Genomic DNA, 12,206 nt, shown 5'->3' with positions numbered 1-12,206 from the left:
ATTGAGAATCAGAAGTGGAAACCAGGGACTTGACGGCGATTAAAATCGCCAGGTGCGTTTCATCCCCATGTCTAAAGCCAGGGGCTTTCACGCACGGTTTTCGGTAATTTCCTCTGAATCGACCTTAACCCGCCGAATGGGTAGATTCGCGATCAACGCGGTAGCGCGTTCGTGACTCTCGACCGAAAACTCCAACCCCTCGGCGTCGATTTCCACATAGCGAGAAACAACTTCCAGGATTTCCTTACGCATAGCTTCCATCGCCTCTGGAGAAAGACCGGCGCGATCGTGTGCGATGACCAGTTGCAGGCGACGCTTAACTTCCTCGCGACTGTTAGTAGCGGTTGTCCAAGGAAAAAGTCGTTCCAGAAGTTCGTTAATCATGGTAGATGACAAAATTAAAAATGGGGCATAGGGGATAGGTCATAGGGGATTGGGCATTGGGCATTGGTAATTCTTCCACTCTCCCCCTCCTTTAACTGCGGGGTTTACCGCCAAAGAAGCGGCGGATACGGGAGAAAAAGCCATCAGAAGGGGCATCGAGATCGAGAAACTCCACTTTTTCGCCGTCCAAGCGCCGAGCGATGTTACCATAAGCTGTGGCGGCGAGAGAGTTAGTTCCCCCCAAAACCAAGGGTTCGCCACGGTTAGTAGAAACAATGACGCGCTCATCATCCGGGATAACACCTAATATCGGAATTGCGAGAATTTCCTGAACGTCCTGCACTGACATCATATCGTTAGCTTGCACCATTGCCGGTCTGATGCGGTTGACAATTAAGTGAATGCGCTTAATGCTGTGCGCTTCCAACAAACCGATTACCCGATCGGCATCGCGGACGGCGGCAATTTCCGGAGTTGTGACGATGATAGCTTCTTTTGCGGGAGCGATCGCATTGCGAAAACCCATCTCAATTCCCGCCGGACTATCAATCAAAATATATTCGTGGCTTTTTGCCAACTCAGTCACCAGCTTTTTCATTTGCTCTGGCGTTACCGCTTCCTTGGTGCGGTTTTGGGCAGCTGGCAGAAGTACCAATTTGGGCTGTCGCTTATCTCGCACCAAAGCTTTTTCTAAAGTACACTCACCAGCCAGGACATCGACTGCGGTGTAGACAATTCGATTTTCCAAACCCAGTAACAAGTCGAGATTTCGCAAACCAAAATCGGCATCTACCACAGCAACCTGATGACCGCGAGATGCGATCGCCATGCCAATATTAGCAGTAGAGGTAGTTTTTCCCACCCCTCCTTTACCTGAAGTGACAACAATAATACGACTCATATTAATTTTGGATTTTGGATTTTGGTTAGGGGTTAGGGCGTCGGGCGTCGGGGTTAGGGAAGAGGGAAGAGGGAAGAGGGAAGAGGGAGAGGGAAGAAATTCCAAATGATTGACTTTTGACTTTTGACTTTCCTAGTCCTTCTCTTCCAGATTGGGTCTAACAAAACCAGTAGCTTTCGCAATGCGAATTCCCTGGGGAGTGACATAAGCGACCTCTGGGTAAAACTCAGCCGGGGGGTTTTCCGGTGCCCTAGCGACATAATCCGCTATTCGCAGCTGAGTTGGTTCCATCTGGAGAGCCATAATTAGACATTGGGCATTGCCCTTTGCACCGGCATGAACAAATCCGCGCAGACGACCCCAGACTAGAATATCGCCATCAGCCACAACGGAACTGCCAGGATTAACATCTCCCAAAATTACGATCGTGCCGGGGTGACGAACCTCTACCCCAGAGCGTAAAGTTGTTTGCAGGTACAATGGTTCCGCCAGTGCCTGTCCCGGTTTTGGATTCGGTTTGTTCAGGAACGAAATTGCAACTGACTGTTGCTCTACAGAATAACCGGCAGTAGCCGCAGCAACCGCTGTTTGACGACGACCGGTAGAGACCCGTTCTAGTTGTAGCTGACATTCTGAGAGGGCATTAGCAATTTCTTGTAACTGCCGTCCATCTAGAAGTCGGTCTTGCGCCATTAAATGCACTGGTGTATTCGGTTCCCAGAAACGTTCGCCAGCGCCCAGACGCTGCTTGAGCTGTAGCCAAAGATCGGGCCATGCGATCGCAGCTGCCGCAGCACCATCCGAGTTGGGTGTTTCTGGCGGCAAGATTAACAATAGCTTGCCATCTTCACCCTTGAGATGTACTTGTAAGGGCAGCACTGGCGCTGGGGGGCTTTCGGGAATTGTCTCGACTGAGGGAGGAACAGAAGAATCTACAGTCATGCGGAGTTGGCGCGATCGGCAACTGACAGAATAACACTATAGTGAAGTACTCCAACTAAACTGCGTTATAGTTGGCGCTTCCAATAATAGCTAGTTTAGAACGGTCTTATTCGTTTTCGGAGTTTCCCGTTTCATCCGCCGATGCTTTGTTGGGAACTTGCTTGCACAAGTCAGGGACTAAACCCCGTCTAAGTCTTACTCAGCGTTCACAGGCAGCAGTCCGCCTTCCACAGACCAAAACTTATTTTCGACAACCGCACCTTGGATTTATGCAATAGCGACCAGCTAGGTTTGGTTCTTCCCCGATCTCTGCCGAGTACATACTTGTAGACCTAAAAATTTAGGTGGCCTCTTAGTCAGCAACCAGTAAGAGTATAACCTAGCGTCAGATTTCAAAACCAAATACAGCTAAAGCAATGTTTTCTATTCTTCGCGACACCGCCCGGGAAACTTATTCCCAGACTTATATCAAAATTCCGTTAAATTTCTGCGCTTTCACTTCTCAGGTAGGGTGGGCAATGCCCACCATCGGACTCGGCTAAGAAACCCGGTTTCTTCAAGAAACCGGGTTTCTTCAAGGAACTATTTTGCAGAAAGCCGTCGATAAATCGTAGCCAAAGCATCTGCATCGCCCACATTACCCGGAAACAGCACCACCGGCAAATTGGGAAACTGAGGATGATCTGTTGGCGTCCGCACCATCGAACAACCGGCTAAAATCTGCCCCAACAAACGCGCCGAAGTCAAGGCTAAACCGGTACTCAACACATCGTTGGAAGTAATCCCACCTTTACTAATGAGAAATCCAATATCGTCAGGCAAACCGCGCACGATATCCATTAACAAAGTGGAAACAGCCACACCAAATTGCAAGCGCGTCTGGGTATCGTTAAATGTGAGTTCCTGACGGCTGGTATAAACTACGGGCGTTTTACCGTCAGCATGGATATCCTGTAGAGTTTTCAGCGTTTTGTCTAACAAAGCGGTACGTTGCACTTCCTCCTCATCGAGTAGGTGAGACACATCAACTTCGATGCCAACTATTCCCTCCTCTTGCAAAAGACGTTCCAGCTGTTCGGTAGTTTTTTTAACGTGAGAACCGACAATTACTGCCCCCGGTTTTCCTTCGCGCACATATTTTGCCATATCTTCGGCGGCGATCGGTTGCGGAGGTAGAGCAGCCAAAGCGGTTAAAATACTGGCAGCGCTGCGAAACAGGAAGCGTTTGCCCTGACTTGCGGCAGTCAGGATATCTGCGGCAAAGCGATTTAAGTCAGCTTGAGTTTCGCCATCCACAACGCCACATTGATTATCTGCCAGTTTCATCAGTCTTTCCTGACTGCCGCTGCGAATATCTGCCAGCAAAAATCTCTCTACGGCATCTGCTTCAATTCTGCCTTTTGTCTTTTCTTCTACATAATCGGGCAAATAACTGTGGTGATAGCCAAAAACGGAATCGCGGGCAAATTCGGTTTCGTGGACTGGCGTTGGGACACCGTTGACAATCAAATAATGCACGCTGTCGCGGGTGAATCTTCCTCCCTCAAAAAAGGCTGGTACGAGGAAATGAGCGTCAAAGGGGCCGAGTTCTGCGGCGATCGCATCGGTTTCGACTGGGTAGTGTCCCCGCAGGGTGGAGTCGGAACGGCTGACAACGAGGAAATCCTGAATCTGCTCAGATTCTAATGCTAATTTGAGGTTGTGGCAGACTTCCCGCGTCACATCAGCGGCTTCTTCTGGGGTAAGCGCCCTGGTATTGGTGAGTACAAAGAAGATGGGCGAGTCGTCAGTCAATCCCAGTCGCAATGTCTCGACATCCCAGCGCGTCAGCAGCAAGCAGCTGTGGACTGTCTGAGAACCGGTGGGGTCATCGTCTAGGACTATAATTTTGGGTTTGGTTGTCATTGTGAACGCGAACGCTGATTTTGCAATTTTCGCATTTCTGCTTGTACGCCGATCCCGATCTGCAATGCTTCGTTGAGAAGACGCCCGTATTCGCCTGCGCGATCGTTCACTTGCATCGCTTCTAGAGATCTTAAGTTATTGCTGAACAATTCTGGATTGGCGGCGATCGAGTTTTTATTTTCTCGCAAAATCTTCTCGCTCATCAAGGCGCGGATTAAGTCTTCTCGCGTCAATCTTAGGGCTTGGATCACTTGGCTTCTGTCGGTTAAACTGGTGTTGGCAGAACCTGCTATTTCGAGGCGATCGCTAATATCTATGGCTGTGAGTACGGCATGATATCGATCGATATCGTCGAGTAAATTGACAAGCAATTTCGGGCTGTGCTTTTTTAACCAAAACCACCTGCCAGCCAAAATAGAAATTGGCACGATAATTAGCAGCAAGATGGTTACATAAATGGAAGGGCCGATCGCTGGCAAAATTATAAAGGTATAAAGCCCTCCAACGACGATCGGAGTGAGAGCGATCGCAATCAAGATTTCGTTAACCAAAAAACTCAATCGCTTGCCAGCATCTTGCAGCATCGATGGTCTGAATACATCATCCGGATCGATGCCGCTTAAGTGCCTCAGTTCTCCCTTGCTAATTTCTAAGCTCTGTAAATCCGCTCGCACAAGCAATTCCTTTTACTCAGTTATATGCTGTTTTTGCAATTTTTTCATTTCGTCTTGTATGCTCAAACCGATCTGAAATGCTTCGTTTAAATAACGTCCGTATTCGCTTGCTTGTTCGTCTACTTGCAAGGCTGCTAAAGCTGTCAAGTTATTGGCAAATAATTCTGGGTTTATTTTGATAAATTGTTCGTTTTCTCTGAGAACTTTCTCTGTTTTTAAGGCGCGAATTATATCTTCCCGCGTTAGTTTCAAAGCTTGAATTACTCGCTCTCTATCTTGCAAACGCACACCGGGATTTCCGGCAGCTTCTATCTGGTCGTTAATATCTATGCCTTTGATTGTGATGTTGAAGCGTTCCACATCATCTATAAGATTGATAAAATGGCGATGCTTTAGGCTTAAAAATATTTTGATAATATCCTGAATGACTAACACCGCACCGAAAAAGGCATGGATAGCAATTAAAACCAAACGATGGTCTGGGAAAGCGAGAATCAGGATAAAATTACTAACGGAAATTAGCGATATAAGCAGTAGGGTATGAAGAACTTCTGATAAAAACTTACGCAGTTTGGGAGGTCTGATGACAGCATTGGCGCTGACGCCACTTAAGTGTTTCAGTTCTCCTTTAGTAATCTCCAATCCTTGTAAATCTGGTCGCACGGCTGTATATTCTTTAACTTGTAGGTTGAATTAAGACGAAGACCTGAGAAACCGGGTTTCTTAATGAAAAATTTAGGATTTCAGGTTTATGTATTTGCAAGAAACCCGGTTTCTTGACCGGGTGCAAGATGTGAGCTTTTTAACATATGCCTGAGATGGTCAGGTTAGTGTTGGCGTTCCAAATCAATGGTAGATCGTTTACTCCCTTCCCGCCGTAAGATGATCGATCGCAAGTTACCTGTTGTTCTTTTCTCCCCCACTCCCCCCTAATGCAATACATATTCTTTGAGCGGGAAGGGAGTAACCGCGTTCCTGCTTCAACTGCTGGGAGTGGCAGAGTAAGCTCAACACATCGACTATTTTACTGCTTTTACTGCCAGGATTGGGGTGCGATCGCTCACGGTTGAATTAAGTGCCGATCGTGCAACCCACTTAATTTTCTCATTTCTTCTTGCGTTCTGACTGCCACTTGTAACGTTTCATTAAGCAATCGTGCATACTCGCTATTTGGATCGCTGACTCGCAATTGCAACAAAGTGGCTACATTACTTATCGATAATTCATCTTCTGTATCGACATAATCTTTATTTTTTCTGAACTTTCTCTCGATTGTAAAAGCTCTTACCAAATCGTATCTTGCCAGTTCCATCGCTTCAACTACTTTCTGCCTATCCCTTAAATTTAAGTTTTGTTTATTTTCGTCTTCCCGATTGTCGATCGCACGCATATCCCCAACAACTTGATTGTAATTTTCTGCTTGTTTGACCAAGCTCCCTACAAATGGGGTAACATACTTTTGGAGCCAATACCATCGCACTGTCAGGCTAGTTATAACTGCTGCCAATACAATTATAATATTGCTCAGCCAACCTGGAATAATGGGGATAATGCGCTCAAAAATCAGTACAGATAAAGTACCTACAATATACACGGAGAATAACCATAACACTATCAGTAGCGTCAGTTCTTTTCTGGGTGCTTCTAACTTGGCAGACAAAATTCCATTCACAAGATTCAAGAAATAATCTTTGACGGTAAAAGCTGTTCCTCCTAGCAAGACATCATCCTTATCTAAACCAGTCAAAGCTTTTAAGTCGTTATTAGTTATCTCAAAGTCACGAACACTGGATTTCATAGCTGTAGACTCCCATATGCAAGCAAAAGCCAGGGTGTGAGAGGGGGAGATGAATAATATTACATCCAGTTTAATACATTAACTCAATGCTAGGATTCGATCGGCATTGTCTGTGGGGATGCGAACGCACTTGATTGTAGAGTTTGGTTTGGGCAGATCGTTCCCTTTAACCATTAGACATCTGCAAAAATTCTTGTCGGGTAGGCATCCTGCCTGCCGAGATTCTTTTGGAGGAGATGTTTATTGTAGTGGGGGGAAGGGAATGAGGGATAGAATGGATGCGATCGCACCTCCTCAACCCATTTTATCTGGTTGTTGCTACTTGCTAGCTCTTCCAACCATTAACTGTATAAAAAAGAGCGGCAAAAAAGAGCGGCTATTGCAAATATCATTTCTCCTTCAGAAGCGCTACCCTTTTGCAAAATTGTGAACGATCGATTCACGCATGACAATCAGTGGATGCTTGAAACCCGCCACTGATTTAGACCACTAATTCATAGAATCAGTGGGAGCCTGTACGCCGAATTATTTAATTGACGCATCAGTTCTCTTTTTAATGCAAGCATTTTGAATTTTGAATTTTGAATTTTGAATTCAAAAAATGGTCATCTCCTGGCTGTTTTGGGCAGGCCATAGGAAAAGCTCATTCCCATACAGCCGAGCCCGATCGCCTAGACTTCTAAGTTACTTTTTCCAAGTTTGCGCGTTTGCATTGTTAGCCGTTCGAGGTAGAACCTCGGTTATTCAGATTTCAGGGATGCCATATCAATTACGAAGCGGTATTTCACATCAGACTTGAGCAGTCGCTCGTAGGCATCGTTGACCTTCTGAATGGGGATGACTTCAACATCGGCGGTAATGTTATGCTGGCCGCAAAAATCCAGCATTTCCTGAGTTTCGGCGATGCCGCCGATGTTTGAGCCGGAAAGACTGCGACGACCCATGATGAGGCTGAATGCCGAAACTTCCAGAGGCTTTTCTGGTGCGCCGACAAGAGTGATGTTGCCGTCGCGGGTGAGCAGGTTAAGATAAGCATCGATGTCGTGCTTAGCAGAGACGGTATCGAGGATGAAATCGAAACTGCCAGCGTGCTTTTGCATCTCGTCGGTGTTGCGGGAGACGACCACTTCGTCGGCTCCCAGGCGGAGCGCGTCTTCCTTCTTGTCAGGTGAAGTAGTGAAGACAACGACGTGGGCTCCGAACGCACGAGCGAACTTCACGCCCATGTGTCCCAGTCCGCCCAGACCGACCACGCCAACTTTCTTGCCCTTGGTGACACCCCAGTGGCGGATGGGTGAATAGGTTGTAATTCCGGCGCACAGGAGTGGGGCGGTTCCAGCGAGATCGAGGTGGTCGGGGACGCGCAGAACGAAGCGTTCATCGACGACGATGCTATCGGAGTAGCCACCGTATGTAACGCCTCCCAGGTGCTTGTCTGGAGAGTTGTAGGTAAGGGTTAGGTTTGGACAGAACTGCTCAAAGCCAGCTTTACACTGGGGGCAGGTTCCATCCGATTCGACCATACAGCCGATCGCCGCCTTGTCGCCAGGTTTGTACTTGGTAACTGCCGAGCCGACTTTGGTGACGCGACCGACCATCTCGTGACCGGGAACGATCGGGTAGACAGTGGGCATGGCGCTGCTCCACTCGTTACGCACTGAATGGAGGTCGGAGTGGCAGATGCCGCAGAAGAGGATTTCGATCTGTACGTCGTATTCGGTGGGATCTCGCCTGGGGATCGTATCGGAGGCTAGGGGTGATGTCGCACTGGCAGCAGAGTAAGCCTTGGCGTTATACATAGATTGATGCTCCTAGATGTCTATTTTCTTAATTCCTTCGCTTGATGCCATTTTGGTGGCTATCCCAATGGTAGAGATTGAGCGTTTATCCCTGCTCTATCGGTAGGGATGGAAATTTTTTAACACGCAAGGTTAGCTTTGACACCATTTTGGTTGTCAGTCGGCGAATCTCTTGCTCGATCGACTCTTGAAAAAAAATCCAGAATCCCGATCGGAAACTGGAATCATTTTTCATTGCTTTAGCTTCGTATTATCGATTAACCTTTACGGGAAAGCAATCATACAGAGCTACCAAAGTCGATCGCATTCACAACCTGTCCGGAACCAAGCGTGACAGCGTGGCTACCGAGTTGGGGTAAATCGAACATTCGCACGCCGGAAGGCGTTGACATAAACAGGTACTTTCCATCATCGCTAACTGACATTAACCCACTGCCAAAATTCCAACCAAAAGAATCGTCGCCATTAATATTTTCTCCGATGTTGAGGGTATATAACTGATTCCAGCTATTAGTATCAAAAGCCACAATTCGATCGGTACTAACGTTAGCAGCGTAGAGGATATCCCGCTTGGAATCGAACACCATCCCACCTTCATATCCTGTCAGCGTTTTAACAGGATTCAAGCTTTTATCGCGGATAACTATGTCGCTGGGATAAGACTCCAATGCAATCAGCGAACCATCGCGATTTAGTGAGGACAAAGCATTACTGTGGAAAGTATTTGTTTCACCTTTACTGGGAAATTGGTCAGCCTTAATCGTACCCACACCTCGATCGTCCAAAATGTTGGCGTTAGTTGCATTGCTCAAATTGAGATTAAATTTTTCTTGTCCTTCCCCATTCGGATCGTAGGTAAATATGGGGCCGCTGGATATATTCGATTCTGTTAAAAAGAAGAAACTGCGATCGGCACTGCGAGAAATGTGCGTGCGTTGCCTGACTTCGCCAAACCCCGATCCGGGCGCATCTGTTCTGATCGATAAAGTATCGGTAGCTGTATTGAGTTCCCGCAGTGGCGTCCAACCCGAACCGCTGTAGTCGGTGGTAGCTAACCCCTTACCATTAGCAGCAATTTCAACATCCCAAGCACCCGCTTCACCGAAAGCGAGATTATAAGGAATATTCGTTACCGCGCCATTACTAAGATTGACTTTCCGAAAGAAACCTTGTCCGCCACTGGTTTGATTTTCCGCCACATACAAGAAATTACCATCAGGCGTAATATCAGCACCATTTAGCGAAGTACCCACATTAAAAGCTGATAACAATGTTTTAGTCACCACATTGTATCTTTGCACTTTGCCATCGCTGGTAGTGATGTAGAGTAAGTTCCGTGTCGGATCGAAAACTTGGTCGCGTCGGTTGCTGACAGGAATTAAAACGCTAGGTGAAGGAGAACTATTGCTGGGGAAAGTTTGAGTCCAACCAACCTGGCTTAGTTGGGCCACAGTATAACCCCCCGGCATCAAGTTGGTGAAAGCATAATTGCCGTTAGCATCAGTTGTAGTGTATGTCTCACTTGCATTTAGGATGCCGTTTTGATTCTTATCCAAAAAGATAGTCCTATTTGCCAGTCCGGGTTCTCCCAAATCTCGCACGCCGTCTTTATCGCTATCGTTCCAACTCGTACCCCGGATCTCGCTTGGGAGTGGAGTAGGCGGTGGAGGTGGACTTTTGACCTGTACGGGAATGGTTTTGCTAACTTGGCCGGGATCGAAAGTCAGTTTACCGGAACTATTTACGTAATCCTCTGGAGTTGTTGCCGTATCGTTGGCAGTGGCGAAGTCTACCGAGATGGGAAAACTACTGGGATTTGACAAAGTTACGGTGAAGACAGCATCAACGGTACCTGTTTTCGGTGGAGTAACGGTGATATCGTTGATAGTGATGGTCGGAAAATTATCGTTGTCGATAATTGTGCCTTCGCCTACACCGTCGTTAATTTCGGCATTGGTGGGATTACTCAAGGTGACGGCAAACTTTTCTGTGGTTTCGTAGGCGGTGTCACTTTGGATGGGAACGAAAATGGTTTTGGTTGTTTCGTTGGGTGCAAAGGTGATAGTGCCCGTGCTAAAACTGTAATCCGATCCAGCTACAGCGGTATTGTCTGCGGTGGTGTACTTTACCGACACGCTGGAACTGCTTTTACTCGATAAAGTTACCGTGAAGAAAGCGCTAACGCTGCCGAAATTTCCTTCGGTAACAGTGACATCGTTAATACTTAACTGAGGTAGCGCGGGTGTGAGCTTAGACTCGAAAGCACCGATGTCTATCCTACCCCCAAAAACGCGATCGAATCCCGTACCTCGTTGGTCGGTATTTGGCGGCGGTGCAAAACTCGGATCTCCAGCATTAATAGCAGGACTGTCAGATTGCAAAGCGTGAGTCGGAGTCGAACCACCATTGTTTTGCAAGGGATCGAGTTTGGGGTTAATGGTCGTGCCGGGAGTGCCGACAATATTGCCAGTAGTGTTACCCGTAATCGAAGCGCCGGAAGAATTGCCGATTAAGTTATAACCCTCAGAAGTAAGAGTGCCGCTAAAATCTGGGTCGGAAGGAGCAATATTTCCAGCAATAATAGTGTTTTTGGCATATACTGCTGTGCCGTTGGTATAAACACCACCTTGACCGATACCTGCCGAGTTGTTGTAGATGGTGCTATTAAACAAATTCATCGTAGTGCCAAGATTGGCAGTGGCAATCCCACCGTAGCGACCTTCTGCCTTATTACCGGAAATGGTGCTGTTAATAATTGTCAGAACATCGCCGTTGTTGCCAGCATTAGCGATCCCGCCAATTTGGGAACTCGCATAGTTATCGGAGATAGTGCTGTTTCGCACCGTCATCGTGCCGTAGTTGTAGATACCACCGCCAATTAATGCTTTGTTGTTAGAAATGATGCTATCGGATATGGTTACCGTGCCTGCATTGTTAGTGATACCGCCACCGTTAGTGGGACTACCACCGATGCGATCGCCATTTGCTATCTTTAAACCATCGATCGCACCTGTGACGTTAGTAAACGTAAAAATACCAAACTTGGGCGTTCCCGGATTTGCACTCCGCTGTACGGTGAGGATATTTGCGCCAGGGCCATCAATTGTCGTGTTATTGGCATTACTACCCGTAATATTTGGCAGTTCATCCACTAGATTTATGGTTCCCGATGCACCCGCACCGCTGAAGGTAATGGTGTCAGCGCCTGCAAAAGTAATCGCATTCAGCAATGCTTGCCGCAATGAACCTTCTGTGAGCTTATAATCATTTACGCTGTCATTAAGATTGATGACTTCCGTATCGTTAGCAGCAACAGTCACCGTGCCAGTATTTTTAACCGCATCGATGCTGTAATCTCCTGTTGCTAAATTGAGTTTTAGCGTTTCATCTGCCTCGGCGTGAGTATCGTTAATTGGGGTGAGAGTTAAATCTACAGACGATTGTCCGGCGGGGATAATTAAAGTTCTAGTTGTACCCGTGCCAGAAATACTGCCACCACCAGCAACACTAAAGTTGTAGTCAATTGGGAAAGTTCCGCCAGAATTGCTAGTCAGGGTACTGCTAGAATCGATCGCCAGATTCACACTCAAAGCAGCGCTAGCGTCACCCGTGCGTGCGATCGTAAAAGTTCCTGCTGTGCCAGTTTCCGTCGCTACAGTGGGAGAAGCGCTAATACTAACAGTTGGCGGATTGACTGGCTCTTCCGTACTTAGTGTGATTAATTTTGCTTATCAAAACCAAAAATTTGAGAAGCCGAAATCACTCAAAAGCTTACTAGATAAGGAAGTAAGGCAAAAAGGCTG

General features: G+C 47.1%; 11 protein-coding genes. 1 reads left to right on the top strand and 10 read right to left on the bottom strand.

What is annotated here, in order from left to right; genetic code table 11:
* Window positions 1-87 precede the first annotated feature (87 nt).
* The 10 genes from minE to H6G03_RS35155 all read right to left on the bottom strand — a co-directional run bounded on the left by minE (window position 88) and on the right by H6G03_RS35155 (window position 11,987).
* Window positions 88-384 carry a cell division topological specificity factor MinE gene (gene minE / locus H6G03_RS35200; protein WP_190475237.1) on the bottom strand — a complete coding sequence of 99 codons (297 nt, stop codon included), beginning with the start codon at window positions 382-384 and terminating at the stop codon, window positions 88-90.
* Window positions 385-475: 91 nt separating this feature from the next.
* A complete protein-coding gene (gene minD, locus H6G03_RS35195; RefSeq protein WP_190475235.1) occupies window positions 476-1,285 on the bottom strand; it encodes a septum site-determining protein MinD in 810 nt (269 codons plus the stop codon).
* 132 nt (window positions 1,286-1,417) lie between these two features.
* Window positions 1,418-2,227, bottom strand: a complete 810-nt coding sequence (gene minC, locus H6G03_RS35190; protein ID WP_190475233.1) for a septum site-determining protein MinC — start codon at window positions 2,225-2,227, stop codon at window positions 1,418-1,420.
* Window positions 2,228-2,809: 582 nt separating this feature from the next.
* Window positions 2,810-4,132 carry a four-carbon acid sugar kinase family protein gene (locus H6G03_RS35185; RefSeq protein ID WP_190475231.1) on the bottom strand — a complete coding sequence of 441 codons (1,323 nt, stop codon included), beginning with the start codon at window positions 4,130-4,132 and terminating at the stop codon, window positions 2,810-2,812.
* Window positions 4,129-4,806: a hypothetical protein gene (locus H6G03_RS35180; protein ID WP_190475229.1), complete on the bottom strand. Its 678-nt coding sequence runs from the start codon at window positions 4,804-4,806 to the stop codon at window positions 4,129-4,131. Before H6G03_RS35180 ends, H6G03_RS35185 begins: the two co-directional genes overlap by 4 nt.
* 12 nt (window positions 4,807-4,818) lie before the next feature.
* Entirely contained in the window at window positions 4,819-5,469 is a 651-nt protein-coding gene (locus H6G03_RS35175) for a hypothetical protein (protein WP_190475227.1), read from the bottom strand.
* Window positions 5,470-5,866: 397 nt separating this feature from the next.
* Window positions 5,867-6,604 carry a hypothetical protein gene (locus tag H6G03_RS35170; protein ID WP_190475225.1) on the bottom strand — a complete coding sequence of 246 codons (738 nt, stop codon included), beginning with the start codon at window positions 6,602-6,604 and terminating at the stop codon, window positions 5,867-5,869.
* A 740-nt stretch (window positions 6,605-7,344) separates the two neighbouring features.
* The gene (locus H6G03_RS35165) at window positions 7,345-8,403 is read right to left on the bottom strand and encodes an NAD(P)-dependent alcohol dehydrogenase (RefSeq protein WP_190475224.1); all 1,059 of its coding nucleotides are present in this window, start codon (window positions 8,401-8,403) and stop codon (window positions 7,345-7,347) included.
* Window positions 8,404-8,488: 85 nt separating this feature from the next.
* Complete coding sequence (locus H6G03_RS35160; RefSeq protein ID WP_190475221.1) at window positions 8,489-8,638, bottom strand: hypothetical protein; 150 nt, start codon at window positions 8,636-8,638, stop codon at window positions 8,489-8,491.
* Between the two features lie 43 nt (window positions 8,639-8,681).
* A complete protein-coding gene (locus H6G03_RS35155; RefSeq protein WP_322112030.1) occupies window positions 8,682-11,987 on the bottom strand; it encodes a Calx-beta domain-containing protein in 3,306 nt (1,101 codons plus the stop codon).
* A 25-nt stretch (window positions 11,988-12,012) separates the two neighbouring features.
* Here H6G03_RS35155 and H6G03_RS37615 point away from each other — a divergent pair.
* A partial coding sequence (locus H6G03_RS37615; RefSeq protein ID WP_206756668.1) for a hypothetical protein occupies window positions 12,013-12,206 on the top strand: 194 nt, incomplete at its 3' end.

This window comes from Aerosakkonema funiforme FACHB-1375, assembly GCF_014696265.1.
Taxonomy (GTDB): Bacteria; Cyanobacteriota; Cyanobacteriia; order Cyanobacteriales; family Aerosakkonemataceae; genus Aerosakkonema; species Aerosakkonema funiforme_A.
This window is presented reverse-complemented; position numbering and strand designations above follow the sequence as displayed.